Origin of the sequence: Cellulomonas sp. (assembly GCF_035634735.1) — a bacterium.
Classification (GTDB): domain Bacteria; phylum Actinomycetota; class Actinomycetes; order Actinomycetales; family Cellulomonadaceae; genus Cellulomonas.
This window is the reverse complement of the sequence record NZ_DASQCJ010000119.1, coordinates 1-25,546: the sequence shown is the minus strand read 5'-3', so window position 1 is coordinate 25,546 and position 25,546 is coordinate 1. Positions and strand designations below refer to the sequence as shown.

Annotated in this window: 23 protein-coding genes; 10 read left to right on the top strand and 13 right to left on the bottom strand. The window is 76.6% G+C overall.

Annotated elements, in window-relative coordinates:
* Positions 1-177 precede the first annotated feature (177 nt).
* From VER05_RS10710 to VER05_RS10700, 3 genes are all read right to left on the bottom strand, one after another.
* Positions 178-1,104, bottom strand: coding sequence for a glycine betaine ABC transporter substrate-binding protein (locus tag VER05_RS10710; RefSeq protein ID WP_324845340.1), 927 nt, complete (start codon positions 1,102-1,104; stop codon positions 178-180).
* Between the two features lie 99 nt (positions 1,105-1,203).
* Positions 1,204-2,103 (bottom strand): proline/glycine betaine ABC transporter permease, encoded by a 900-nt coding sequence (locus tag VER05_RS10705; RefSeq protein ID WP_324845339.1) that lies wholly within the window; start codon positions 2,101-2,103, stop codon positions 1,204-1,206.
* The gene (locus VER05_RS10700; RefSeq protein WP_324845338.1) at positions 2,100-3,467 is read right to left on the bottom strand and encodes a betaine/proline/choline family ABC transporter ATP-binding protein; all 1,368 of its coding nucleotides are present in this window, start codon (positions 3,465-3,467) and stop codon (positions 2,100-2,102) included. Before VER05_RS10700 ends, VER05_RS10705 begins: the two co-directional genes overlap by 4 nt.
* 541 nt (positions 3,468-4,008) lie before the next feature.
* Between VER05_RS10700 and VER05_RS10695 the strand changes: the two genes are divergently transcribed.
* The 4 genes from VER05_RS10695 (at position 4,009) to VER05_RS10680 (ending at position 8,400) form a co-directional block, all read left to right on the top strand.
* Positions 4,009-5,463: a sensor histidine kinase gene (locus VER05_RS10695; RefSeq protein ID WP_324845337.1), complete on the top strand. Its 1,455-nt coding sequence runs from the start codon at positions 4,009-4,011 to the stop codon at positions 5,461-5,463.
* 76 nt (positions 5,464-5,539) lie between these two features.
* The gene (locus VER05_RS10690) at positions 5,540-6,205 is read left to right on the top strand and encodes a response regulator transcription factor (RefSeq protein WP_324845336.1); all 666 of its coding nucleotides are present in this window, start codon (positions 5,540-5,542) and stop codon (positions 6,203-6,205) included.
* Positions 6,206-6,355: 150 nt separating this feature from the next.
* The gene (locus tag VER05_RS10685) at positions 6,356-6,961 is read left to right on the top strand and encodes a hypothetical protein (protein ID WP_324845335.1); all 606 of its coding nucleotides are present in this window, start codon (positions 6,356-6,358) and stop codon (positions 6,959-6,961) included.
* Between the two features lie 194 nt (positions 6,962-7,155).
* Positions 7,156-8,400, top strand: a complete 1,245-nt coding sequence (locus VER05_RS10680) for an acyltransferase family protein (protein WP_324845334.1) — start codon at positions 7,156-7,158, stop codon at positions 8,398-8,400.
* Here the strand turns inward: VER05_RS10680 and VER05_RS10675 are convergent.
* Complete coding sequence (locus VER05_RS10675; RefSeq protein ID WP_324845333.1) at positions 8,390-8,953, bottom strand: hypothetical protein; 564 nt, start codon at positions 8,951-8,953, stop codon at positions 8,390-8,392. The genes VER05_RS10680 and VER05_RS10675 overlap by 11 nt on opposite strands.
* A gap of 89 nt (positions 8,954-9,042) precedes the next feature.
* Between VER05_RS10675 and VER05_RS10670 the strand changes: the two genes are divergently transcribed.
* Entirely contained in the window at positions 9,043-9,810 is a 768-nt protein-coding gene (locus VER05_RS10670) for a hypothetical protein (protein ID WP_324845332.1), read from the top strand.
* On the opposite strand, the gene VER05_RS10665 is transcribed toward VER05_RS10670, so the two are convergent.
* The gene (locus VER05_RS10665) at positions 9,786-10,775 is read right to left on the bottom strand and encodes a stage II sporulation protein M (RefSeq protein WP_324845331.1); all 990 of its coding nucleotides are present in this window, start codon (positions 10,773-10,775) and stop codon (positions 9,786-9,788) included. The two genes, VER05_RS10670 and VER05_RS10665, sit on opposite strands and share 25 nt — an antisense overlap.
* 72 nt (positions 10,776-10,847) lie before the next feature.
* On the opposite strand from VER05_RS10665, the gene VER05_RS10660 reads away from it, so the two are divergent.
* Both VER05_RS10660 and gdhA read left to right on the top strand, forming a co-directional pair.
* Positions 10,848-11,672 (top strand): RDD family protein, encoded by an 825-nt coding sequence (locus tag VER05_RS10660; protein WP_324845330.1) that lies wholly within the window; start codon positions 10,848-10,850, stop codon positions 11,670-11,672.
* 93 nt (positions 11,673-11,765) lie between these two features.
* A complete protein-coding gene (gene gdhA / locus VER05_RS10655; protein WP_324845351.1) occupies positions 11,766-13,106 on the top strand; it encodes an NADP-specific glutamate dehydrogenase in 1,341 nt (446 codons plus the stop codon).
* A gap of 11 nt (positions 13,107-13,117) precedes the next feature.
* Here the strand turns inward: gdhA and VER05_RS10650 are convergent, their stop codons facing one another.
* Complete coding sequence (locus VER05_RS10650) at positions 13,118-13,600, bottom strand: MarR family transcriptional regulator (RefSeq protein WP_324845329.1); 483 nt, start codon at positions 13,598-13,600, stop codon at positions 13,118-13,120.
* Between the two features lie 71 nt (positions 13,601-13,671).
* On the opposite strand from VER05_RS10650, the gene VER05_RS10645 reads away from it, so the two are divergent.
* Entirely contained in the window at positions 13,672-15,561 is a 1,890-nt protein-coding gene (locus VER05_RS10645) for an ABC transporter ATP-binding protein (protein ID WP_324845328.1), read from the top strand.
* A gap of 40 nt (positions 15,562-15,601) precedes the next feature.
* Here the strand turns inward: VER05_RS10645 and VER05_RS10640 are convergent, their stop codons facing one another.
* The 7 genes from VER05_RS10640 to VER05_RS10610 form a co-directional block, all read right to left on the bottom strand.
* Positions 15,602-16,591: a malate dehydrogenase gene (locus VER05_RS10640; protein ID WP_324845327.1), complete on the bottom strand. Its 990-nt coding sequence runs from the start codon at positions 16,589-16,591 to the stop codon at positions 15,602-15,604.
* A gap of 140 nt (positions 16,592-16,731) precedes the next feature.
* The gene (locus VER05_RS10635) at positions 16,732-17,949 is read right to left on the bottom strand and encodes a winged helix DNA-binding domain-containing protein (RefSeq protein ID WP_324845326.1); all 1,218 of its coding nucleotides are present in this window, start codon (positions 17,947-17,949) and stop codon (positions 16,732-16,734) included.
* 158 nt (positions 17,950-18,107) lie between these two features.
* On the bottom strand, positions 18,108-19,400 hold the full coding sequence (locus tag VER05_RS10630) for a DUF58 domain-containing protein (RefSeq protein WP_324845325.1): 1,293 nt from the start codon (positions 19,398-19,400) through the stop codon (positions 18,108-18,110).
* 10 nt (positions 19,401-19,410) lie between these two features.
* Entirely contained in the window at positions 19,411-20,577 is a 1,167-nt protein-coding gene (locus tag VER05_RS10625; RefSeq protein WP_324845324.1) for a MoxR family ATPase, read from the bottom strand.
* Positions 20,574-21,812, bottom strand: a complete 1,239-nt coding sequence (locus VER05_RS10620) for a DUF4350 domain-containing protein (protein WP_324845323.1) — start codon at positions 21,810-21,812, stop codon at positions 20,574-20,576. The genes VER05_RS10625 and VER05_RS10620 overlap by 4 nt, the downstream gene beginning before the upstream one ends.
* The gene (locus VER05_RS10615; protein WP_324845322.1) at positions 21,809-22,447 is read right to left on the bottom strand and encodes a DUF4129 domain-containing protein; all 639 of its coding nucleotides are present in this window, start codon (positions 22,445-22,447) and stop codon (positions 21,809-21,811) included. The genes VER05_RS10620 and VER05_RS10615 overlap by 4 nt, the downstream gene beginning before the upstream one ends.
* Entirely contained in the window at positions 22,444-23,865 is a 1,422-nt protein-coding gene (locus VER05_RS10610; protein ID WP_324845321.1) for a hypothetical protein, read from the bottom strand. Before VER05_RS10610 ends, VER05_RS10615 begins: the two co-directional genes overlap by 4 nt.
* A gap of 171 nt (positions 23,866-24,036) precedes the next feature.
* On the opposite strand from VER05_RS10610, the gene mtrA reads away from it, so the two are divergent.
* Together mtrA and VER05_RS10600 are read left to right on the top strand one after the other, a co-directional pair.
* A complete protein-coding gene (mtrA, locus tag VER05_RS10605) occupies positions 24,037-24,720 on the top strand; it encodes an MtrAB system response regulator MtrA (RefSeq protein WP_324845320.1) in 684 nt (227 codons plus the stop codon).
* Positions 24,717-25,546, top strand: an 830-nt coding sequence (locus tag VER05_RS10600; RefSeq protein ID WP_324845319.1) for a methyl-accepting chemotaxis protein, incomplete at its 3' end; no start/stop codon positions are given. The genes mtrA and VER05_RS10600, both read left to right, overlap by 4 nt.

The window sequence follows — 25,546 nt, the reverse complement described above, 5'->3', positions numbered from 1 at the left end:
CCGGGCCCTCCCGCCCGGGCCCTCCCGCCGAGATAGGACCTCCCCGTCGAGATAGGTCCGTGCGGGGTCCTATCTCGGCGCGCGGGTCCTCTCTCGGCGCGGGTGCAGGCCCCAGGGACGACGACGGCCCCCGCACCCGGAGGTGCGAGGGCCGTCGGCGCGCGGAGCAGCGGGGCGTCAGACGCCCGCCTTCTCCTTGAGGTCCGTGACGAAGTCCGGGTTCTCGTCGAGCCACTGCTGCGCCGAGCCGGTCGGGTCGGACCCGCCGTTGTCGTTGAACATGATGTTCTCCAGCGAGAACAGCTGCTCGTCGGTCAGCGTGAACGCCTCGATGAGCTTGGTCAGCGTCGGGTAGTCCTCGGCGAAGCCGGTGCGGCCGACCGTGTGGATCTCCTCGGCCTCGCCCATGGCGCCCTCGGGGTCCTCCAGGTCGCGGACGGGGTAGGCGTCGTAGGCCCAGTGCGGGCGCCACAGGGTGACGGCGATGTTCTCGCCGGCGTCGGTCGCGCCCTTGAGCTCGGCGAGCATCGCCGGGGTCGAGGAGACCACGAACTCCATGTCCTCCAGGCCGTAGGTCGGGATGGCCTCGTCCTGGGTGATCCGGGTCAGGCCGGCGCCGGACTCGATGCCGACGATCCGGTTGCCGAACGCGTCCGCGTTCTCGGCCAGCTCGTCGATCGACGTGATCGGCGCGTCCTCGTTCACCGCGATGGTGAGGCGGGCGTCGTCGTACCAGACGCCGAGCTGCTCCATGTCGTCGCCGTACTGCTCGAGGTAGTCCTCGTGCGTCGTGGGCAGCCACATGTCGAAGTTGACGTCGAAGTCGCCGCCGGCCAGGCCGGTGTACACGACGCCGGCGTCGGCCTCCTGCGACTCGACCGTGTAGCCGTCCTCCTCCAGCATGGTCTGGAACAGCGCCGACACGGCGATGCCCTCGTCCCAGCCGGAGTGCACGCCGATCGACACGGTGGGCAGGTCGCCGTTCTCGAGGCGCTCCTCGTCGGAGGCGCTGCCGGAGCCGCCGTCGGAGGCGCAGGCCGTCAGGGCCAGGCCGGCGACGAGCGCCGAGGCGGCGAGGGCGGAACGGCGGGTGCGGGTGCGCATGCGTGTCCTTTCCGTGGGCGCGCGGCATCGTGCCGTCGCCCGGGTGGGGGTGGGTGTCAGGTGCGGGACCGCCGCGCGGCCCCGGTGGGATGGGGGGCGTCAGGCCTTCGTCGCGGCGGCGACCGCGCGGGCCGTCTTCGAGCGGGTGCCGAACGCCGAGGTCACGCGGTCGAGGAACATCGCGAGGATGACCACGGCCAGGCCGGCCTCGAAGCCGAGCGAGACGTTGACGCGCTGCAGGGCCTGGACGACGTCGCCGCCGAGGCCCGGGGCGCCGGCCATGCCGGAGATGACCACCATCGACAGGGCGAGCATGATCACCTGGTTGACGCCGGCCATGATCGTCGGCATCGCCAGCGGGAGCTGGATCTGCCGGAGGATGCGGCCGTCGGAGGAGCCGAACGCGTGCCCGGCCTCGACGACCTCGCGGTCGACCTGGCGCAGCCCGAGCTCGGTGAACCGGACGCCGGGCGCCATCGCGAAGATGACGGTCGCGACGATGCCGGGGACGACGCCGACGCGGAAGATGACGACGGTCGGGATCAGGTACACGAACGCGGGCATCGTCTGCATGAAGTCGAGCACCGGCCGCACGGCGCGGGACACCCGGTCGTTGCGGGCCGCCCAGATGCCGAGCGGGATCGCGATGACCAGCGCCACGACGCTCGCCAGGATGACCAGCGCGAGGCTGTCCATCGCGTTCTCCCACTGGTTCACGCCGGCGATCACGACGAGCCCGGCGAGGGTACCGACGGCCAGCTTCCAGCCCTTCGCGAACAGCGCGATCAGCGCGAGCGCGACGGCGATGAACCAGAACGGCGGGCCGCTGAGCACGGTGTCGAGGCCGTCGTAGGCGCCCTCGAAGATGCTCTTGATCGCGGAGAACAGGCCGCGGAAGGTGGTGGTCACCCAGCCGACGGCGACGTCCACCCACTCGCCGAGCGGCAGCCGGGGGACGCCCTGGTCGGTGGTGTCGAGGGCGAGGATCGTGGCGGTCACGCGCGCACCTCCGTCGTGTCGGCCGCGCGGCCCGCGCTGGGGGCGGCGGTGGTGGCGTCCGGGGCGGTGCCGAGCGGGTCGGCCCCCGGCGCCGGGGCGGTGGCCCCGGTCGGGTCGGCCGCGGCCCGGTCGCCGGCGGCGGACGTGGCGGCCTGGTCGGCCGTCGGGGTGCCCCGGGGCGGGGTGCTGGTGTCGACGGGGACCATCGCCTCGAGCAGGATCGCCCGGGGGATCACGCCGACCAGGCGGCCCTTGTCGTCGGTCACGGGCACCGGCAGCGGCGACTCCGCGGCGGGCGCGAACACCTCGGCCAGCGGGGTGTCGACCGACACCGAGGTCAGGCTGTCGTCGATCAGGCCCTCGAGGGTGTCCTTGCCGGCGCGGGTCGCGTCGACGGCGTCCGCGTCGCGGACGATGCCGCGCAGCACGCGGCTGCGGTCGACGACGTAGGCGGCGGCGACCTGGGCGTCGCGCATGGTGCGCAGCGCCAGGCGGGGGCCGCCCCCGGCGAACGCGACGGCGGCGGGCCGGCGCATCACGGAGGACGCGGTCAGCACGCGGGTCCGGTCGACGTCGGCGACGAACTGCGCCACGTAGTCGTCGGCGGGCGCGGACAGGATCTGCTCGCTGGTGCCCACCTGGACGACGCGGCCGTCGCGCATGACGGCGATCCGGTCGCCGAGGTACATGGCCTCGTTGAGGTCGTGCGTGATGAACACGATCGTCTTGCCGAGCGTCTGCTGGAGCTCGAGCAGCTGGTCCTGCATCTCGCGGCGGATCAGCGGGTCGAGCGCGGAGAACGCCTCGTCCATCAGCAGGATGTCGGTGTCCGCGGCGAGCGCGCGGGCCAGGCCGACCCGCTGGCGCATGCCGCCGGACAGCTCGTGGGGGAGCGAGTCGCCCCACTCGCCCAGCCCGACCATCTCGAGGGCCTCGTCGGCCTTCTTCCGGCGCTCGGCCTTGTCCATGCCCTGGAGGGCCAGCGGGTAGGCGGCGTTGTCGCGCACCGTGCGGTGCGGGAGCAGCGCGAAGTGCTGGAACACCATCGAGACCTTGCGCTGCCGGATCGAGCGCAGCTGGGACGCGTTGACCGCGCCCAGGTCGTCGTCACCGAGCAGCACGCGCCCGGCCGTCGGCTTCAGCAGGCCGTTGAGCATCCGGATCAGGGTCGACTTGCCGGAGCCCGACAGGCCCATGACCACGAAGGTCTCGCCGCTCCTGATGTCCAGGTCGGCGTCGATCACCGCGGCCGTGCCCCACTGGCGCACGTCGTCGCGGGCGGCCCCGTCCCGGAGCCGCTTCACCGCCTCGTTCGGCCGGCGGCCGAACACCTTGTACACGCCCTCGACGCGCAGTCCTGTCACTCATCCACCTCGTCACGTCATGACGCGCGGCCCCATCCCCTCCGCGGGCGGAGGTCGGGTGCGCCCCGGGGGCGGGGCGCGCCGGGGGCGCAGCGTCGGTCGGCAGCGCCGCGCGGCCGGCCCGGAGGGGGCGTCGTGCGCGGCGGCGGAACACGCCTCGGCCCTCGCTGCGGCACCCCGGAGGAGGGGCGCTGCGAGGGCCGGAAGCAGGCGTCGCACGCCGACCATTCGTCGATCTGGTCGTGGACCACCGTGCCCCATCCCCGCCGCGATGGCCAGGCCAGGATGTGCGGATCCGACGCATCATGGGACGACTTTACCTAGGTAAAGTCGCTCTGACCTGCGACTTTACCATTTCTTGTATTGTTACCGCTTTGTGACCTTGCGGTCGGGAACTCGGGGGTGGCGGACCGGGGGATGTCCCCCGGACGGGTGGGTGGCGCACCGGGTGCCCCCGGGCACGCGCGGCACGGGACGATGGTGCGGTCCGCCCGACCCGGCGCGCCACCGCGGCGCACCGGCCCCGCACGAGGAGCCCGCCATGTCCGCCACCCACCCGGCCGCCGCCGGACCCGCCGGCCCGGCCGCGCCGCACCCCGGCGGGCCGCACGACCGCGGGCCGCACGCCGCGCCGACCGCGCCCGGGTCGCCGCTCCCCGTCGCGACCGTCCCCGTGCACCTGACGGCCGACCTGCCCCGCGGCGCGATCTGGGCGCCCGGGGTCATGGGGCGGACCTGGCGGGAGTACGGCTACCTGTTCCTGGCGCTGCTGATCGCGCCGTTCGCGTTCGCGTACGCGGTGGTCGCCGTCGTGCTCCCGCCGTCGGTCGCGATCACGGTCGTCGGCCTGTTCGTCGCCGGCTGGGTGATCGTCGGCGGCCGGATGTGGGCGGCGCTGTACCGGGGGATGGCGCGCGGGATGCTCGGGACGTCGATCGCGGCGCCGGTGCCCCGCCGCCGGCGGCGCGGGTTCTGGCGCCGGCTCGGGGTGCTGCTCGGTGACGCGCCGGGCTGGCGCGGGGTCGCGTTCGGGGCGCTGTCGCTGCCGCTGGCGATCGTCGGGTTCGTCGTGCCGACGACGTTCCTGGCCGTCGCGCTCGGCGGGGTGACGCACTGGTTCTGGTACCGGTGGCTGCCGCTGCAGGAGGCGTCCGACGGCACGCTGCACCGCGGGGCGTCGTTCGGCACCGACTACTTCATCGACACCCCGCCGCGGCAGTGGATCCTCATCGCGGTCGGCCTGCTGGCGTTCCTGGCCTGGCACCGGCTGACCCTGGGGTTCGCGCACCTGTTCCGGCTGCTCAGCACGAGCCTGCTGGGCCCGACCGCGTCCAGCATGCGCGTCGCCCACCTCGAGCAGACCCGCGGCACCGCCGTGACCGACGCCGACACCCGGCTCCGCCGCATCGAGCGGGACCTGCACGACGGCACCCAGGCCCGGCTGGTGGCGGTCGCCATGCAGATCGGCGACGCCCGGGACCGGCTCGCCCACGAGCCCGGAGCGGACCCGGCCACGGTCGGGCTGCTCGACGAGGCGCACGGCGCGCTCAAGGACACGCTGACCGAGCTGCGCGAGATCGCCCGCGGCATCCACCCGCCGGCGCTGGACAACGGGCTCGCGGTCGCGCTCGAGACGCTCGCCGCGCGCTGCCCCGTGCCGGTGACCGTCGACGTCGACCTGGCCGCCGCCCGGCCCGCGCCCGAGGTCGAGACGATCGCGTACTTCGCGGCCGCCGAGCTGCTCACCAACGTCGTCCGGCACTCCGGCGCCACCGGCGCCTACGTCCGGGTCGAGGCCGACCGCGGCACGCTCTGGCTGCGCGTCCGCGACGACGGCCGGGGCGGCGCGGGGCTCGGCCTGCCGGGCGCGTCCGGCGGCTCCGGGCTGGCCGGCCTGGCCGACCGGGTGGCGACGGTGGACGGCGAGCTCGACGTCGACAGCCCGGCCGGAGGCCCTACGGTGGTGACCGTGCACCTGCCGCTGAGCGCCCGATGAGCCGTCCGGTCGTCCGTCCCGCGGCGGCACGTGGCGCCGCCCGCGCCGCCCGCCGCCGGACCGGGGGAGGTGCCGCGTGCGGGTCGTGATCGCCGAGGACTCCGTCATCCTGCGCGACGGCCTCGGTGCCCTGCTCGCGCGCCGCGGGCACGAGGTGGTCGCGGCCGTCGGCGACGGGGACGCGCTCGTGCGCGAGGTCGCGGCGCTCGCCGACGCCGGCGCGCTGCCGGACATCGCCGTCGTCGACGTGCGGATGCCGCCCGGCTTCACCGACGAGGGCCTGCGCGCCGCACTCACCCTCCGCGAGACCTACGCCGGCCTGGGCGTGCTGCTGTTCTCCCAGTACGTCGAGACCCGGTACGCCGCGCAGCTGTTCGGCGGCGACGCCCGCGGCGTCGGCTACCTGCTCAAGGACCGGGTCGCCGACGTCTCCGACTTCCTCGACGCGCTGGAGCGGATCGCCGCCGGGCGCACCGTGCTCGACCCCGAGGTGGTCACGCAGCTGATGGGCGCCGCGCGCGTCGACCCCGGGATCACGCGGCTGACGCCGCGGGAGTCCGAGGTGCTGGAGCTGATGGCGCAGGGCCGGTCGAACGGGGCGATCGCCGACGCGCTCGTGCTGACGTACGGGGCGGTGGAGAAGCACGTGACGTCGATCTTCGGCAAGCTCGACCTGGCCCCGGACGCCGGCGACCACCGCCGCGTCCTGGCCGTGCTCCGCTACCTCCGCCTCGAGGCCTGACCGCAGCGCCGCGGCTCCGCGGCGTCCGCCGAGGTCGCCGGTTCCGCCCCAGGTCGGAGGTTGCGCACGCCCTCCGGCGGACGGAACCGGCGACCTCGCGCTAGCGTCGGTCGGGCGCGATCCGCGCCAGCCGACGGAGGGATACCCGCCATGCCGAAGCTCACCGCGCCGCAGCTGCTCTGGACCGGCGTCGTCCTCGTCGTCGTCGGGATCATCGGGGGCTGGGTCGGGCAGGCGCTGTTCATCGAGCTGCTCTACCGCGCGTCCTGGCTGTACGGGTTCGCGCAGACGGTCGGCAACGCGCTCACCGTCGTCGGGGCGGCGCTGATCGGCGGGGCGTTCGTGGTCGGGGCGATCCAGCGCGGGCCCGCTGCGCCGCGGCCGGTGCCGCAGCAGCCGCAGCAGCCGTACGGCGGCGCGCCGGGGCAGCCGGGCGGCGGCCACCCGGTGGCGGGGGCCTACGGCGCGCCGGTGGCGGGCGGCTACGCGGCGCCTGCCCCGGGTGGCTACGGCACGGCGGCACCGGGTGGGTACGGCGCGGCGGCGCCGGGTGGGTACGCGGCGCCGGCCCCGGGCGGGTACGGCGCGCCCGCGGCGGGTGGGTACCCCGCCCCGCAGGCGCCGGCGTCGCAGGCGGGCGGGACTCCCTCGCCGTACGGCGCGCCGGCGCCGGAGCCCGCGGCTCCCGCGCCGCAGCCCGACCCCGACCCCGCGCCCGAGCACCAGCGCCCCGGCTCCGCGGCCGGCGACCGCTAGCGCCCCCTCGGCGGTCCCCGGGCCCACCCCGGGCGCGGGCCGGGGGACAACCCCCGCCCGACCTCGGGTGAACCGCCGCGCAGGACGGGGGATGCACCCCTTCTGACCTGCGGTTCCGCTCGACAGGCTGGTGCCGTGCCCGATCGCCGGGCACCCGCGCGGGAGGACCGCGCGGTGCCCCGGGGAGCGCCGCCATGTCGACCGTCCTGCCCGCACCGTCCCGCGAGGCCAACACCCTCGCGCTCGCCGCCGGCCCCGTGCCGGCGCGCCCGGCCCGCACCGGCCCGGTACCCACCGCCCCGGCCCCCGCCGCCCCGGCGCCGTCCCGTCCCCGCCGCGACCCGTTCGTCGACGGCGTCCGCGCCGTCGGCATCCTGCTCGTCGTCGCCCTGCACTGGCTCATGGTCGAGGCGACCTGGGACGGCGAGACCCTGGCCGTCGGCAACGCCCTCGCGCACGGCGGCGCGTGGCTGCTGACCTGGCTCCAGCCGCTGCCGCTGCTGTTCTTCGCCGCCGGCGCCGCCGCGCGGTACGACTTCGACCGGCACCCCGGCGAGCCCGGCTGGCGGTTCGCGGGCGTCCGGCTGCTGCGCATGGCGCGCCCCGTGGCCGTGTTCGCCGGGGTGTGGGCCCTGCTGCTCGCGGCGCTGCCGTGGCTCGGCGTCCCGTCGGCCGCCGTCGACCGGGTGGCGCGGATCGTGCCGCAGCCCCTGTGGTTCCTCGGCGTGCAGATCGGGCTGCTCGCGCTGACCCCGGTCCTGCTGCGCGCGCTGCGCCGCTGGGGCGCCGCCCGCGTGCTCGTCGTCGCGGCGGCGCTGCCGGTGGTCGTGGACCTGCTGCGGTTCTCCGACGAGGTGGCGCTGCCCGGCGCCCCGAACGTGCTCCTCGTCTGGGCGGTGCCCTACCTGGGCGGCCTGGTCTACGCCGCCCGGCGGCTCGCCGCGCCCGAGGAGGTCGCCGCGCGCGACCTCGTCCCGGAGCGCACCGCGCTGGCGCTGCTCGCCCTCGGCGGGCTCGCGGTGACCGTCCTGCTGCTCGTGGTCGGGCCGTACCCGCGGTCGCTGATCGGCATGCCCGGCGACGCGATCTCCAACCTGGCCCCGCCGACCGCCCCGGTGGTGGGCTTCGCGGTGGCGCAGGTCGCGGCGGCGCTGCTGGTCCGGGACGCGGTGGCGCGGTGGGCCGCGGGGTCGCGGCTGGTGCGCTGGGCCGGCGCGCGGTCGATGGGGCTCTACCTCTGGCACCTGACGGCGATGTTCGCGGTGTCCGGGGTCGTGCTGCTCGGCGCGGGGGAGGCGCTGCCGGAGCCGTGGACGTGGGACTGGTGGGCGACGCGCGCGACCTACCTCGGGGCGGCGGGGGTCGTGCTGGCGGGGCTGGTCGTCCTGAGCCGGGCCGCCGAGCGCGCGCTGCCCCGCCGGGCGCGGATCACGGCGTGAGCCAGCGCCACGACGCGAGGATGCGCTCCGCGGTCTCCCGGCACTCGGGCGGGTCGCTCGTCGCGTGCACCCAGCCGGCGACGAAGGCCCACCCCTCGCGCTGGAAGTGCCAGTCGCGGGAGAGTCCCCGGTACCCCACCCCGTCGGCGGCGGGGACGCCGACCTCCAGGCTGACCGCGGGTACCCCGGCGAAGAAGGTCGGTGCCGGCGCGCTCAGGACGTGGCAGCCGTGGTCGCCGCCGAGGTGGGCCTCGGCGCGCGCGGCGATCTCGGCGGGCGACCCGAGGCGTGGTGCGCGCCCCACGCAGGTGCTGATGACGATGGTGCGCGGTCCCGCGGCGACCGCGAAGTCGGAGCGGGCGCCCTGCGTGCTGCGCCGCCGGATGTCGTGCGACGGCCCGCCCGTCCGGACGACGTAGCCGGGGCGGCCCGCGCGGTCCCGGGGCACCAGCACGTCCTGGTCCAGCTGCCCCGAGTACGTCGGCGGGCCCTGGAGCCGGACCCGGTGGGTCGCCCGCTCACGGATGAAGGCGTCGATGGCTCGTCGGAACACTCCGGGGACATCGGCAGGGCGGAGCGACGACCTGAGCGCGACGCGCCGGCTGTCAGCCGGCTCCCAGGTCCGGGTGCTGGGCTGGGCGCGTGCTGCACGAGCCGACCCGACGCCGGATCACCGCCCTGCCCACCCCCGCCGAGGACGGCGGCGCCCGCCGGCCGTGGCGCGTCCGCCGCGCGGGGCTGCTCGACGTCAACCCGCTGGCCCGGATGATCGCCGCGCACCGGCCGTTCGTCGACCTGGACGGCGACGGCGAGCCCGACCCCGGCCCGGACCCCGAGCAGGCCGGTCCGGCCACCCGGCTCATGCTGAGCCTGGGCGCGATGGAGCACGGCGAGGTGTGGCTCGCCGAGGTCGCCGCCGAGGACGCCGCCGAGGTCGCCGCCGTCGCCGTCTGGCTCCCGCCCGACGCCGACCGCCTCGGCGCCGACCTCCAGCGCGTCGTCACCCGCGAGCTCGGTGTCCGGCCCGACCCGCGCCCCGAGCCCGCCCGCGCCCCGCTGCGCGCGATCGCCGACGCCACCGCCCGCACGCTCGCCCTGGTGCGGGAGTCGGGCGCGGAGCGGGTGCTCGTGCTGCTCGCCGACGACGGCCGGGCGGACGCGGGGGAGCGGGCGGCGCTGCTCGCCGACCTGCTCGCGCCGGTCGCCGCCGAGCAGCGCGCCGCGGGCCGGGACGTGCTGGCGGCGACCGTCGACCCCGGGCAGGTCGCGGACCTGCGGGCGCTCGGGTTCGCGGAGGTGGCGAGCACGCCGCTCGGCGCGGCGTCGCTGTGGCTGGGCGCGCTGCGCCCGGGCCGGGACCCGCGCGCCGGCGCCCCCGCCGCGGCTCAGGCCGCGATCGCGACCGCGTAGCCCGCGGCGTCCTCCTCGAGGTCGCCGGTCTCGCCCTCGGCCACGGCGCGGCGGCCGAGCACGATCGTGTAGGTCCAGAACGCGGCCAGGGCGATCGCGCCGATGACGATCTTCAGCCACCACGGCAGCGTCGACCCGGTGACGAAGCCCTCGACGACGCCGGACAGCAGCAGGGCGCCCGCGAGGCCGATGACGATCGTGATGAGGGCGCGGCCCTCCTCGGCCAGCGCGCGCGACCGCGGCCGGCCCTGCGGGTCGATCCAGGCCCAGAACAGCCGCAGGCCCGCCGCGCCGGCGACGAAGATCGAGGTCAGCTCCAGCAGGCCGTGCGGCGTGATGAGCTGGAAGAAGATGCCCAGGCTGTCGTGCGCGGCCATCATCCCGCCGGTCGCGCCGACGTTCACGGCGTTGTTCGCGAGCACGTAGAGCGTGCCGATCCCGGAGATGCCGAGGGCGACGCAGAGCGCCGCCACCCAGGCGTTGTTCGTCCACACCACGGCGGCGAACCCGGCCCCGGGGTCGTAGTAGGAGGCGAACGCCTCGTCGACGTACTGCTGCCGCTCGCTCGGCGTGCCCATGGCGGCGAGCGCGTCGGGGTTGGTCGCGACCCACCAGCCGGCGACGGTCGCGACCGCGAGGCACGCGACCATCACGCCGACCGTCCACCACCGGATCCGGTACAGCGCCGCGGGGAGCGACAGCACCACGAACCGGCGGACGTCCCGCCAGGCGGGCTCGTGCGTCCCGGCGATCCGGGACCGCGCGCGGGCCAGCAGCTGGGACAGCCGGGCGACCGCGTCCGGGTCGGGGGCGGAGGACCGGATGGTCGACAGGTCGGTCGCGGCGGCCTGGTAGAGCCGGACGAGCTCGTCCGCCTCGGCGCCGTCGAGGCCGCGCCGCCGGGACAGCTCGTCCAGGCGCGCCCAGGAGGGCTCGCGCACGGCGGAGAAGGCGTCCAGGTCCACGCCCGATACCCTGCCACACGAGGCCCGGTCCCGACCGGGTGACCTGGGGCGGGACGTCGGCGGAGGTGGGGCGTGCAGGACGAGGGCATCGTCATCGGCGAGGGCGTGCTGCTGGACGCGCGGCCGACGTCGTTCGCCAGCCGGCTGGCCGGCGCGGTGATCGACCTGATCGCGCTGGGCGTGGTGGCGATCGCCGTGGCCTGGCTGCTCACCCGGTTCGTGGTCGTGTCACCGAGCCAGGACGTCCTGCAGATCACGTTCGTCGTGGTGATGGTGACGGTGCTGGTCGTCATCCCGACGACGGTGGACACGCTGACCCGCGGCCGGTCGCTGGGCAAGCTCGCGGTCGGCATCCGGGTGGTGCGCGACGACGGCGGCCCGATCCGGTTCCGGCAGGCGTTCGTCCGCGCGCTGGTGGGCATCCTCGAGCTGTGGCTGACCCTCGGCTCGGTCGCGCTCATCACCTCGCTGGTCAACCCGCAGGGCAAGCGGCTCGGCGACATCCTGGCCGGCACCTACGCCGTCCGGGTGCGCGGCCGCACGGAGACGCGGGCGGTCCTCGTCATGCCGCCGTTCCTCGCGGCGTGGGCGCAGCAGGCCGACGTCGCGCGGCTGCCGGACGGCCTCGCGCTGGCGGTCCGGCAGTTCCTCGGCCGGGCGCCGCGGCTGCACCCCGGCTCGCGGTACGCGCTCGGGCAGCAGCTGGCGGGCGAAGTGGCCCGGTACGTCGCGCCCGGGCCGCCGGCCGGCACCCACCCGGAGGCGTTCCTCGCCGCCGTGCTCGCCACCCGCCGGGACCGCGAGTACGACGCGGCCACGCGCGCCGCGCAGCGCTCCGCGACCGAGGCCGTGACGCTGCACCGGCTGCCGCACGGCGTGCCCGACCCCGCCCGCTGAGCCACGTCGTGGACGCCCTGGCGACGGCGTCCGCGCGCCTCGTACGGTGGCGCTGCCGGGAGCAGCCGGCGCGGACATGACGGGGTGAGGCACGTGCAGGACCAGCTCGGAGCGGTGCTCGACCAGGTGCTGGCGCGGAACCCGGGGGAGCCCGAGTTCCACCAGGCGGTGCGGGAGGTGTTCGGCAGCCTCGGGCCCGTGCTCGACCGGCACCCGCGGTACGTCGACGCGGCCGTGCTGGAGCGGCTGTGCGAGCCCGAGCGGCAGATCGTGTTCCGGGTGCCGTGGGTCGACGACGCCGGCCGGGTGCAGATCAACCGCGGGTTCCGGGTGCAGTTCAGCACCACCCTCGGCCCGTCGAAGGGCGGCCTGCGGTTCCACCCGTCGGTGAACCTCGGCATCGTGAAGTTCCTCGGCTTCGAGCAGATCTTCAAGAACTCGCTGACCGGCATGCCCATCGGCGGCGGCAAGGGCGGGTCGGACTTCGACCCGCGCGGGCGCTCGGACGGCGAGGTCATGCGGTTCTGCCAGTCGTTCATGACGGAGCTGGCCCGGCACATCGGCGAGTACGTGGACGTGCCCGCCGGGGACATCGGCGTCGGCGGCCGGGAGATCGGCTACCTGTTCGGCCAGTACAAGCGCATGACCGGCCGGTACGAGTCGGGCGTGCTCACCGGCAAGGGCGTGACCTGGGGCGGCTCGCTCGTCCGCACCGAGGCCACCGGGTACGGCGCCGTGCTGTTCGCGCAGGAGATGCTCCGCGCGGCGAACCGGTCGCTCGACGGCCAGCGCGTCGTGGTCTCGGGCTCGGGGAACGTGGCGCTCTACGCGATCGAGAAGGCGCAGCAGCTCGGCGCGGACGTCGTCGCGTGCTCGGACTCGCGCGGGTACGTCGTCGACGACAAGGGCCTCGACCTGCCGCTGCTGCAGCAGGTGAAGACGGTCGAGCGCGGGTCGCTGGCCGACTACGCGGAGCGGCGCGGCGGCTCGGCGCGCTACGTGCCGGGCCGGCGGGTCTGGGAGGTCGGCGCGACGGTGGCGCTGCCGTGCGCGACGCAGAACGAGCTCGACGGGGACGACGCCCGCGCGCTGGTCGACTCCGGCCTGGTGGCGGTGGCGGAGGGCGCGAACATGCCGACGACCCCCGAGGCCGTCGCCGTGCTGCGCGAGGCCGGCGTGCTGTTCGGCCCGGGCAAGGCGGCCAACGCCGGCGGCGTGGCGACCTCCGCGCTGGAGATGCAGCAGAACGCGAGCCGGGACTCCTGGTCCTTCGAGTACACCGAGCAGCGGCTCGCGACGATCATGCGGGACATCCACGACCGGTGCGCTGCCACGGCGGACGAGTACGGCGCCCCCGGGGACTACGTGCTGGGCGCGAACGTGGCCGGCTTCCTCAAGGTCGCGGACGCGATGCTGGCCCTCGGCGTCGTCTGACCGCCCGCGGGTCAGTCCCGGGCGCACTCCGCCGGGGCGCCGTCCGGGTCGTCCACCAGGCGGTGCAGGAGGCGCAGCAGCTCGCCCTGCTCGGCCGGGTCCAACCGCCCGAGCAGCTCCTCCGCGTGCCGCCGACGCTCCCGGTCCGCCTCCGCGAGCACGGCGCGGCCCTCGTCCGTCGCCGCGACGAGGGTCGCGCGCCGGTCGGTCGGGTCGGGCCGCCGCTCGACCAGCCCGGCCCGCTCCAGGTCGTCGACCAGCGACGTGATCGACCGCGGCACCACGTCGAGCGCCGCGGCGAGCGCGGTCTGCCGCTGCGGCTCCTCGCGCGCGACGACGCGCAGCAGCCGGTGCCGGGACGGGGTCAGGTCGACGCGCTCGCGCACGTCCCGCCGCATGGTGTGCAGCGCCCGGCGGAGCAGCCAGAACAGCTCGTCGCCGGGGTTGCCCGGGGCGGGGTGGTGGTGCGCGGGGGCCGGGGTGACGGGCGTCATGCGCCCCAGGATAGCGAGTTCCGCACATAGAGAGGTACCCTCTCTATCGGAATCGTCCCCCTGGAGGCCCCATGTCCATGCACGGAGGAGGGGGCGGCAGCCCGGCCATGTACCGGTCGTTCCGCCTCGACCCGTCCGTCGCCCGGCGTCGCATCACCCGCGACGTGCTGCGGCGCATCCTCGCCTTCGCCCGCCCCTACCGCGGGCTGCTCACCGTCTTCCTCGTCGTCGTCGCGCTCGACGCCGCGATCGGCGCGGTCACCCCGCTGATCTTCCGGCAGATCATCGACCACGGCATCGCGCAGGGCCGCACCGGGCTGGTGCTCGGGCTCGCCGGCGTCGTCGCGCTGCTCGCGGTCGTGTCCGCCGGCCTGACGCTGGCGTCCCGCTGGTTCTCCGCGCGGATCGGCGAGGGCCTGATCCTCGACCTGCGCACGCAGGTGTTCGACCACGTCCAGCGGATGCCGCTGGCGTTCTTCTCCCGGACGCAGACCGGCGCGCTGGTGCAGCGGCTGAACGGCGACGTGCTGGGCGCGCAGCAGGCGTTCACGTCGACGCTGTCGAACGTCGTGTCCAACGTCCTGACCGTGGTGCTGGTGATCGCCGCGATGCTGTCGCTGTCCTGGCAGATCACCCTGCTGTCCCTGGTGCTGCTGCCGGCGTTCGTGCTGCCCGTCCGCGCGATGGGCCGGCGGCTGGCCGGCGTGACGCAGGAGTCGTACACGCTGAACGCCGCCATGGGCCAGACCATGACCGAGCGGTTCAACGTCGCCGGCGCCCAGCTGGTCAAGCTCTACGGACGCCCGGAGGACGAGACCGCGGAGTTCGCGGCGCGCGCCTCCCGGGTGCGGGACATCGGCATCACGTCGGCGATGTACGCCGCGGTGTTCCGGATCGGGCTGACGCTGATCGCGGCGGTCGCGGTCGCGATCGTCTACGGCCTGGGCGGCGTGCTCGCCATCCAGGGCTCGCTGACCGTGGGCGTGGTCGTCGCGCTGACGTCGTACCTGACCCGGCTGTACGGACCCATCACGTCGCTGTCGAACGTCCAGGTCGACGTCATGACGACGCTGGTGTCCTTCGAGCGGGTCATCGAGGTGCTCGACCTCGAGCCGACGGTCGCGGACGCGCCGGACGCGCGGCCGCTGCCCGCCGACCTCGCGAGCACCGCGAGCGTCGAGCTGGACGACGTGTCGTTCCGGTACCCCGCCGCGTCCGAGGTGTCGCTCGCGTCCCTGGAGTCGGTCGCCCGGCTGCAGAGCGAGGTGCCCGGCACCACGCTGGAGCACGTGTCGTTCACGGTGCCGCACGGCCACCTGGTCGCGCTGGTCGGGCCGTCGGGCGCCGGCAAGACCACGATCTCCGCGCTGGTCGCGCGGCTGTACGACGTCACGGCCGGCACCGTCCGGGTCGCGGGCCAGGACGTCCGCGAGGTCACGCAGGACAGCCTGCGGGACGCCATCGGGATCGTGTCCCAGGACGCCCACCTGTTCCACGACACCATCCGCGCCAACCTGCTGTACGCGCGGCCGGGCGCGTCCGACGCCGACCTGGAGCAGGCGCTGCGCCGGGCGCAGATCGGGGACCTGGTGTCCCGGCTGCCCGACGGCGTCGACACCGTCGTGGGGGACCGCGGCTACCGGCTCAGCGGCGGCGAGCGGCAGCGGCTGGCCATCGCGCGGCTGCTGCTCAAGGCGCCGCCGATCGTGGTGCTGGACGAGGCGACCGCCCACCTCGACTCGGAGTCCGAGGCCGCGGTGCAGCGGGCGCTCGCGGAGGCGCTGGTCGGGCGCACGGCGCTCGTGATCGCGCACCGGCTGTCGACGATCCGCGAGGCCGACTCGATCGTGGTGCTCGACGGCGGGCGGGTCGCCGAGCAGGGCACGCACGCCGAGCTGCTGGCGGCGGGCGGGCTGTACGCGGAGCTGTACGAGACGCAGTACGCGCCCGCGGCGGGCTGAGCGGGCTGAGCGGGCCGGCCCTGCGGGGGTCCCGCGGGGCTCAGATCAGGCCGAGGTGCCGCACCGCGTCCCGCTCCTCGGCGAGCTCCGCCACCGACGCGTCGATCCGCGCGCGGGAGAACGCGTCGATCTCCAGGTCCGGCACGATCCGCCAGACCCCGTCGTCGGCGGCGGTCACCGGGAACGAGCAGACCAGCCCCTCGGGCACGCCGTACGACCCGTCCGACACCCGGCCGGCCGACGTCCAGTCGCCGGCCGGGGTGCCCCCGCGGCGCAGGTGGCCGTGGTCGATGATCGCGCTGACCGTCGACGCGACCGACGACCCGCCGCGGGCGGCGATGATCGCGGCGCCGCGCTGGGCGACGGTGTCGATGAACGGGCCCTCGGCCCAGGCGCGGTCGACGACCTCCAGCGCGGGGCGGCCGGCGATCCGCGCGTGCCGCAGGTCGGGGTACTGGGTGCGCGAGTGGTTGCCCCACACCGTGACCCGGGTGATCTGCCCCGGGCTGACGCCGGCCCGCAGCGCGAGCTGGGCGAGGGCCCGGTTGTGGTCCAGGCGGGTCAGCGCGGTGAACCGGTCCCGCGGCACGTCGGGCGCGTGCGCCGCGGTGATCATCGCGTTGGTGTTCGCCGGGTTGCCGATGACCAGCACGCGGATGCCGTCGGCCGCGCCGGCGTTGATCGCCGCGCCCTGCGCCCGGAAGATGCCGGCGTTGGCCTGCAGCAGGTCGGCCCGCTCCATGCCCGCCGTCCGCGGCTGCGCGCCGACCAGGATCGCGATGTCCGCGCCGTCGAACGCGGCGCGCGGGTCGGCGGTGACGTCCACGTCGACCAGCAGCGGCGAGGCGACGTCCTGCAGCTCCAGCGCGACGCCGTGCGCCGCCTGCAGCGCGTCGGGCCGTTCGAGCATCCGCACCCGGACCGGGGTGTCCGGGCCGAGCAGCTCGCCGCTCGCGACGCGGAACAGCAGCGAGTAGCCGATCTGGCCGGCGGCGCCGGACAGCGTGAGCGTGACGGCGGGACGGGGCACGGAGGACTCCTGGTGGGTCGGCGTCGGGTCGGGGCGTCGGCGTCAGGAGCGTCAGCGGCAACGATCCGCCCCCGACGGTAGGCGGCGTCCCGGCGCAGTTCAAGGGCGGTGCGCGCCGTGTCGGGGGCGCCGGCGCCCGGTCAGGCCTCCGCGACCGCGACCGCGTGCTCGGCGGCGTCGTCGGCGACGAACCGCGCCAGCCGCTCGGCCTCCGGCAGCACCGCCCGCCGCTCCGCCGGGCGCCACGGCCGCAGCGGGGTGACGGTGAGCGTCGCGCGCTCGCGGCGGCCGCGTGGGGCGCCCGCGGGCCGGGGGAGCCGCTCGCGCCGCAGGGTCCAGGACCCCGCCACCGCGCCGTCGAGCAGCACCGTGCCCGGCGGCATGCCGTTGCGGCTGGCGAGCGCCGGGCGGATCGCCGGCGGGATCACCCGGCTGCGGTCGTCGTGGCCCAGCAGGAGGTTGTCGAAGTCGGGCAGCAGCCGGGCGGGCGCGCGGGCGTCCTCGGGCGGCCGCGGGGCGCCGGGCAGGTCGAGCAGGACCCGGGGCCGGCCCGACGGCGGGTCGACGTGCACCAGCTCGAAGAGCTCGGGCCGCAGCCGGGCGACGACGGGGGCGAGCCGGGTCAGGCCGGACCACCGCTGCACGTCGGCGACGGTCGCGGGCCCGTACGCGGCGAGGTAGCGGCGGACCAGGGCGGCGAGGGCGGCGTCGCGGTCGTCGTCGGGAGCACCGCCGCCCGGGTCGCCGGCGGGCGCGTCGACCCCGAACCACGCCCACGCCGTCGTCCAGGTCGTCGGCATGCTCCGCCCCCACACCCCGCGCGGGGTGACCTGCACCAGCGGCAGCAGCCCGCGCGCGCCCTGCGCGAGCGACCCGGGGTCGAGCCCGGGCCAGGTCGCGGCCAGGCGCGCCCCGAGGTCCCGCGCGGTCAGCGGGCCGTCCGCCAGCGCGTCGAGCGCCGCCGCCCGGAGGTCGTCGAGGTCGACCTGCCGCAGCGTCGGCGCGGCGGAGACGTTCGCGGTGAGGTGCCGGCGCAGGGTCGGCGCGAGCAGCGGCCAGAGCGCCAGCGCGTCGTCGGCGGTGACCAGGTGCACGGTGTCCCGGAGCAGGGCGAGGCGCGCGACGCGGCGGTCCGTCATCGCGTCGGCCAGGTCCGCGTGCGCGAGGCCGGCGACCCGGGCGTGCAGGGCGAGGTAGGCCGACGACGGGTTCTGGGACTGCAGCGCGACCAGGTGCCGCACGACGTCGACCGCCGGGGCGTCCGTCCGGTCGAGCAGGTGCTGCCGCGCGAGCAGGGCGCGCCCCAGCCCGCGCGTGGTGATCGTGCCGCCGCCCGCGAGGTCCCCGTCGCCCGTCACGGTGCCGACGCTACGCGCGCGGTCCGACACGTCGGGCTCTTCTGGCGGTGGAACGTTGTGACGGACACGCCGCCGGCGTGTCCGTCACAACGTTCCAGTGTCGGGTGGGCAGGCGCACGCGGGCCCGGTCGCCGGGAGGGGCGGCCGGGCCTGCCGGCCTACAGCCGGCCCGCGGCCTTGAGCGCCAGGTACGCGTCCGCGAGGCGCGGGGCCAGGTCGTCCGGCAGCGCGTCCACCACCTCGACCCCGTGGCTGCGCAGCCGCTGCGCGACCGCCAGGCGCTCGAGCTCGGTCCGCTCGGCCGCCGCCGCGTCGAACAGGGCGGCGACGTCCTCCCGCCCGGTCCGGAGCCGCTCGACCTCGGGGTCCCGCACCGACGCGAGCACCACCTGGTGCCGGGACGCGAGCTGGTCGACCACCCGGAGCAGCCCGTTCTCGACCGCCGCGGGCTCCAGCGCCGAGAGCAGCACGACCAGCGCCCGCTGGGACAGCCGCTCCTGCACCTGCGCGACGACGCCCGGCCAGTCGGCCTCGACGAGCGACGGCTCCACGTCCGCCAGGGCGTCGGCGATCGCCGGCATCAGGCGCGGCCCGGACGCGCCCGCCACCCGCGCGCGCACGGCCCGGTCGTAGGCGAGCAGCTCCACCCGGTCGCCCGCCCGCGACGCGAGCGCGGCGAGCAGCAGGGCCGCCTCGACGGACGGCTCCAGCCGCGGCTCCTCGCCGGTGCGCGCGGCGCTGGTGCGCGAGGTGTCGAGCACGATCAGCACCCGCCGGTCCCGCTCCGGGCGCCAGGTGCGGACCACGACGTCGTTGCGCCGCGCGCTGGCCCGCCAGTCGATCGACCGCACGTCGTCGCCGATCACGTACTCGCGCAGCGAGTCGAACTCCGTGCCCTGGCCGCGGACCTGGACCGCGGCGCGGCCGTCCATCTCGCGGAGCCGGGCGAGCCGGCTGGGCAGGTGCCGGCGGGACGCGAACTCGGGCAGCACCCGCTGGGTGCCGGGCACGTCGATCGACGCCTGCCGGGCCGCGAGCCCGAGCGGGCCGGCGGACCGGATGGTGACCCGGTCGGCGCGCAGGTCGCCGCGGCGGCTGGGGCGCAGGGGGGTGTCGACGCGGCGCGACTCCCCGGGCGGCAGGTCGACCCGGTGCCGGTTCTGCTCGGCTCCCGCCGACGGCTGCCACGCGTCCCGGACGACCGCGCGCAGCCGGCGGGCGCCGGTGTGCGTGAGGGTCAGCCGGGACCGTGCGGGCTCGTGCAGCCGGACCGCCCCGGTGACCTCGCGGCGGATCGCCACGGCGCGCGGGGACGCGGCGAGGGCGACGTCGACGGCGCACAGCAGCACCACCAGCGCCGCCCAGGCCAGCACCGTGCCGGGCACGGGCCAGAGCACCGCCGGCACCGCGCCGACCGCGGTCAGCGCGACCGCGCGCCAGGTGATCGCCACGCCGGGCGCCTCAGCGGGGGACCGGGACGGACGCCAGCACGGTGTCGAGCACCGACTCCGCGGTCACGCCCTCGAGCTCGGCCTCGGCGCGCAGCTGCACGCGGTGCCGCAGCGTCGGGTGCGCCAGCGCCTTCACGTCGTCCGGGGTCACGTACGACCGGCCCTGCAGCCAGGCCCAGGCCCGCGCCGTCGCCAGCAGCGCGGTGGCGCCGCGGGGGGAGACGCCGAGGGACAGCGACGGCGACTGCCGGGTGCCGCGCACCACGTCGACCACGTAGCCGAGCACCTCGGGCGCCACCTGCACCCGGGCGACCTCGGCGCGGGCGCGCTCCAGCACGTCCTTGCCGGCGACCGGGCGCACGCCGGCCTTGACGAGGTCGCGCGGGTCGAAGCCCGCGGCGTGCCGGGCCAGGACCTCGATCTCCTCGTGCCGCTCGGGCAGCGGGAGGGTCAGCTTGAGCAGGAACCGGTCGAGCTGCGCCTCGGGCAGCGGGTAGGTGCCCTCGTACTCGACGGGGTTCTGCGTCGCGATGACGACGAACGGCGACGGCAGCGGGCGCGGGGTGCCGTCGACCGACACCTGGCGCTCCTCCATGGCCTCGAGCAGCGACGCCTGGGTCTTGGGCGGCGTGCGGTTGATCTCGTCGGCGAGCATGAGGTTGGTGAACACCGGGCCCTCGCGGAACGAGAACTCGGCCGTGCGCGCGTCGTAGACCAGCGAGCCGGTGACGTCGCCGGGCATGAGGTCCGGCGTGAACTGCACCCGCTTGGTGTCGAGGTCCAGCGCGGTCGACAGCGTCCGGACGAGCAGCGTCTTGGCGACGCCGGGCACGCCCTCGAGCAGCACGTGGCCGCGGCACAGCAGCGCGATCACCAGGCCGGTCACGGCGGCGTCCTGGCCGACGACGGCGCGGCCGACCTCGGCGCGGACGGCGCCGAGCGCCTCGCGGAGCTCGGGGGAGGGCTCGGGGGCGGCGGGGGTCGCGGCGGGCGCGGGCGGGGCGGCGGGCGCGGCGGGCCCCGGCTGCTGGGCCCACGCGGGCTGCTGCGCCTCCCACGGCTGCTGCGGGGTCGGCTGCTGCGGGCCGGGCTGCTCCGGCCCGGTGGGCTGCGGCGCGGGGTACCCGGCGGGCGTGCCGCCCTGCGGCCACGGGTTCGGGGCGGGGTGGTCGGTCACGTGGGGTGAACCTCGCTCTCGAGCTGGTCGAGCCGGCGGGCCAGGTGCTCCAGGCCCGCGTCTGACGTGGGGGGTGGTCCGTACAGCAGGTCGCGCACGTCGGCCTCGTCCCGGGCGGCGGCCCGGGCGACGGCGGTGACGACGTCGGGGGCCGCGGCCGAGCGCGGCACGCCGAGCCGGCGGGCGAGCCGCGCGGCGGTGCCGGCCCGCAGCGAGGCCGCGGCGTGCCCGTACGACCGGGACGTCCGGTAGAGCCGGGCGCGGCCGCGGGTGGTCTCGGCGGGGCGGACCACGACGGGCAGCCGCTCGGCGACCACCCGGCCCAGCCGGCGACCCCGCCACAGCGCGAGCGCGGCCACGACGACGAGCGCCTGGATCAGCAGCACCCGCGCGGCCGGCGGGAGCAGGTCGCCCAGGCCGGGCCCGGCCGCGCCCTCGTCGGCGCCGAGGTCGCTCGCGGACGGCACGTACCAGACCAGCTCGGCGTCCCGGCCGAGCGCGCGCAGCGCGAGCGCGGCGTTGCCCGCGTCGGTGACCCGGGCGTTCGTGAGCAGGCCCGCGTCGCCGAGGACGGTGACCCGGCGGCCGTCGGCCTCGGAGTCGGCGTACAGGTAGGCCTGCGGCGAGCTGCCCGGCACCGGGAAGCACAGCGCGGTCCCGGCCGGGGCGGCCTCGCCGAGCGGGGTGACGCCCGCGCCGGTCGCGGAGATGGTGCCGGCGGCCGCGGCGTCGGGGTCCTCGCAGGACGCGGCGACGGACGCCGGCTCCGTGCCGCCGGACCAGCCGGTGGTGAGGCCCGGGACCACGCGGTCGAGCAGGTACGACGGGTCGAGCAGCACCAGGTCCGCGGCGGTGCCCGCCAGCGCCTCGACCTGCTCGCCGGACAGCAGCCAGTCGGAGGTGACGAGCAGGGTCCGGCCCGCCTCCGCGGCGTCGACCGCCGCGCCGGCGGAGCGCACGTAGGTGATCCGGACGCCCTGGTCGCGCAGCACCTCGGCGAGCGCCATCGCGCCGTTCGGCCGCGGGTTGTCCGGGGCGAGCGCCGTGGCCGAGCGGGTCGGGGCGGGCAGCAGCGCGGCGAGCACGCCGATCCCGAGCACGACCGCGACGACCACGAGCCAGCGCACCCGGCGCCAGCGGGCGCCCGCCCGGGTGCGGGCGGTCGTGCCGTCGCCGAGGACGACGTCGCCGGCGACGGGCGGCGCGGGCGCGCGGGTCGTCGCCGGGGCGGTCACGCGTCCACCCCCGCGGCGGCGAGCCCGGCGGGCAGGGTCGGGCGGGTCGCGGTCACGCGGGCGTCGAGCTCGCGCAGGGCCGCGTCGTCCTCCGCCCGCGGGGTGCGCTCGCCGTAGACGACGTCGTCGAACAGCCGCCCCGCCGCGCGCAGGTCCACCGCGTGGGCCGGCAGCCGCAGCCCGGCGGCCTCGACCGCCTCGTGCGCGGTACGGCCCGGCTGCTCCTCGAGCACGGCGCGCTCCTCGAGCGACCGCACGACCGCGCGGAACCGGTCGGCGACGGCGGCGGCCCAGTCGCCGCGCCCGGCGGCGGCGTCGGCGGCGGCCCGGAGCTCGTCCGCGGTCCGGCGGTCGTCCGCGTCCAGCACGCCGCGGTTCCCGGCGACCCGCCGGCTGCGGCGCACCGGCCCGGTCACCAGGAACGCCACGGTCACGAGCACGGCCAGCCCGACGAGGATCGCCAGGAGCGTGCCGACGTTGCCGATCGGCAGGCCGTCGGCGCCCTCGAACAGCCGGCCGAGCCAGTCCAGGAACCGCTGCAGCAGGCTCGGCTGCTGGTGGTACACGGGGTCGGCGAGCTCCTGCTCGAGCCAGCGGCGCGCCTGCTCGGCGTCCGGGACGACGGGCACGGTCACCGGCCGGCGCCCTCCGCGGCCCGGGCCAGCTCGACGTCCAGGCCCTCGCGGCGCATCCGGACGTCGATGTAGGCGAGCGCGATGACGCCGGCCATGAAGACCGTGGTGATGGTGGTGGCGATCGCGGTGCCGATCGCGGTGAGCGCGATCGACGGCCCGCTGGTCATCAGGGGGTCGTTCAGGACGATCTGCGAGATCAGCGTGACCGGCACGACGACGATCTGGGCGATGATCCCGACCAGGATCGTCACCAGCAGGTAGAGGCCGAGCAGCCGCCAGAAGCTGCCGCGGGTCAGCCGCCAGGCGCGGGCCACGGAGGCCCAGAAGCCGCCGCCCTCGAGCATGATCGCGGCGGGCGCGAGCAGGGTGCGGATGGTGATCCAGAACCCGCCGACCACCGCGGCGGCCGCGGCCAGCAGGCCGACCAGCACCGTGAGGCCCACGCTGTCCGAGGTCGAGCCGACCAGGACCACGAGGCCGACCAGCGCCGCCACGGCGACCGACGTCGCCAGGCCGAGCAGCAGGCTGAAGCCGATCACCCAGACGATCCGCTTGCCCTGGCCGCGCACCACCTCGCGGGCCGAGATCCGCTGGCCGATCACCGAGCGGCTCACCGACAGGATGAGCAGGCCGGTGAGGATCGTGGTGGCCAGCGCCGTGAGCGGGATGCTCGCGACGCTCGCGAGCGAGGTGCCGAAGCTGTCGCCGAGCAGCTCGGTGTCGGCGGTGGTGAGGCCGGCGCCGCTGGTGAACAGGTCGTTGACCGCGCCGGCGAAGATGCCCGCGAGGTACCACTGGACCAGCGCGCCGATCGCCGTGGCGACCGCGACGACCACGGCGGTGAGGCCGAACATCGTCGCGGGGTTGTGCCGGATCGCGCGGAACGCGCCGTCGAAGATCTCCCAGATGCTCAGCGGGCGCAGCGGGATGATCCCGGGCTGCGCGGCCGCCGGCTGGTAGGGGGTCGCGCCCCAGCCGGAGGGCGTGGCGCCGGGCTGCTGGCCGTAGCCCTGCTGGCCGTAGCCGGGCGCGGCCGGGTAGCCCGGGGCGGTCGGGTACCCGGGCTGCTGCCCGTAGCCCGGCTGCTGCCCGTAGCCCGGCGCGGGCGGCTGACCCGGCGCCTGGCCCGGCGCGGTCGGGTACCCGGGCTGCTGCCCGTAGCCCGGTTGCTGCCCGTACCCCGGCGGGACCGGCGCGGCGGGGCCGGGCCGCCCCTGCTGCCCCGGCGCGTCACCCGGACGGCCGCCGCCCGGGTGGGTGCCCGCGTCGCCCCACGGGTTCGCGGGCTGCCCGCCGGCCGCCGGGTCCGCCGGCGCCTGCCAGCCCGCGGCGTACTGCCCGTACCGCGGCGCGGGGCGGGGGTCGGCGGCCTGCTGCGGCGCGTCCTCGGGGCGTCCCTCGTCGTGAGGCGTGCTCATCGTGCTCCTCGGGGGGTCGCGGCGGGGTGCGCCGGGAGCACCCCTGCGGGGCGCCGGGCGCGGCTGACGGCCATCGTGCCACGTCAGGTCCGCGCGCGGGCCGCTGCTCCGTCCGGACGTCCCGCGGCGGTGGGGGCCCGGTCCGGGCCGCCGTGATGCGATCATGGGCAGATGAAGGGACGCGTTCTCGTGGTCGACGACGACACCGCCCTGTCCGAGATGATCGGCATCGTCCTGCGTTCCGAGGGGTTCGAGCCGGTCTTCTGCGCGGACGGGGACGAGGCACTGGAGACCTTCCGGTCCTCGCAGCCGGACCTCGTGCTGCTCGACCTCATGCTGCCGGGCAAGGACGGCACCGAGGTGTGCCGGCTGATCCGGGCGGAGTCGGGCGTGCCGATCGTCATGCTGACCGCCAAGGCCGACACGGTCGACGTGGTGCTCGGGCTGGAGTCCGGCGCGGACGACTACATCGCCAAGCCGTTCAAGCCCAAGGAGCTGATCGCGCGCGTGCGGGCGCGGCTGCGCCGCAGCGACGAGCCCGCCCCGGAGCACCTGCGCATCGGCGACCTGTCGATCGACGTGACCGGGCACCGGGTGACGCGGGACGGCGCGCCGATCTCCCTGACCCCGCTGGAGTTCGACCTGCTGGTCGCGCTCGCGCGCAAGCCGTGGCAGGTGTTCACCCGCGAGGTGCTGCTCGAGCGCGTGTGGGGCTACCGGCACGCCGCCGACACCCGGCTGGTCAACGTCCACGTCCAGCGCCTCCGGTCCAAGATCGAGGCCGACCCCGAGCGTCCCGAGATCGTCGTGACGGTGCGCGGCGTCGGCTACAAGGCGGGCGCGACGCCCCCGTGACCGGCACCTCCCGCGGCGGCGTCACCGCGCGGGCGGCGCGCGCGTGGCGGCTCGCCACGGTGCGCGCCGGGGCCCGCGCGCGCCGCCTCGCCCGCGCCTGGCGCGGGTCGCTGCAGGCCCGCGTCCTCACGCTGACCCTGGTGGCCGGGCTGCTCGCGCTCGCGCTCCTGGGCGGCTACCTGTCGGTCAGCGTGCGGGACGGGCTGTTCACCCAGCGGGTGGACCAGGTGCTCGCCGAGTCCGCCCGCAGCGCGGCCCAGGCGCAGGAGACGTTCGACGCCTCGACGGCGACCACCGCGCCGGAGGTCCAGCTCCTGCTCAACGACATGGTGCGCGCGCTGCGCTCCGGCGGGTCGGGGGAGCGCGAGGTGTTCATCCTGCGCACCCGGGGCCAGCAGCAGCCGATCCTGGTCACCAGCGCGGTGACCGAGTCGACGCTCGTCGGCCTGGTGTCGGAGCCGCTGCGCACCGCCACCGCCGAGGGCGAGGGGCAGCGCTGGGAGTCGGTCGCGTGGCCCGCCTCGTCCACGGACACCGGCCGGGTGGAGCCCGGCGTGATGGTCGGGCAGCTCGTCACCGTGCCCGCGGCCGGGTCCTACGAGCTGTACTTCCTGTACTCGCTGCAGGCGGAGCAGGACCGGCTGGAGTTCCTGCAGAGCGTCCTCGGTATCGGCGCCGTGGCCCTCGTCGTGCTGCTCGTGTCGATGACCTGGCTCGTGACCCGGCAGGTCGTCCGCCCGGTGCGGCAGGCCGCGCACGTCGCGGAGCGGATCGCCGACGGCAGCCTCACCGAGCGGATGCCGGTGCGCGGCGAGGACGAGATGGC

Bases quoted from the DNA above. Each gene is read 5' to 3' on its own strand.
- mtrA (WP_324845320.1), top strand. From the start codon at position 24,037: ATGAAGGGACGCGTTCTCGTGGTCGACGACGACACCGCCCTGTCCGAG.
- VER05_RS10695 (WP_324845337.1), top strand. From the start codon at position 4,009: ATGTCCGCCACCCACCCGGCCGCCGCCGGACCCGCCGGCCCGGCCGCG.
- VER05_RS10685 (WP_324845335.1), top strand. From the start codon at position 6,356: ATGCCGAAGCTCACCGCGCCGCAGCTGCTCTGGACCGGCGTCGTCCTC.
- VER05_RS10650 (WP_324845329.1), bottom strand. From the start codon at position 13,600: ATGACGCCCGTCACCCCGGCCCCCGCGCACCACCACCCCGCCCCGGGC.
- VER05_RS10680 (WP_324845334.1), top strand. From the start codon at position 7,156: ATGTCGACCGTCCTGCCCGCACCGTCCCGCGAGGCCAACACCCTCGCG.
- VER05_RS10645 (WP_324845328.1), top strand. From the start codon at position 13,672: ATGTCCATGCACGGAGGAGGGGGCGGCAGCCCGGCCATGTACCGGTCG.
- VER05_RS10710 (WP_324845340.1), bottom strand. From the start codon at position 1,104: ATGCGCACCCGCACCCGCCGTTCCGCCCTCGCCGCCTCGGCGCTCGTC.
- VER05_RS10610 (WP_324845321.1), bottom strand. From the start codon at position 23,865: ATGAGCACGCCTCACGACGAGGGACGCCCCGAGGACGCGCCGCAGCAG.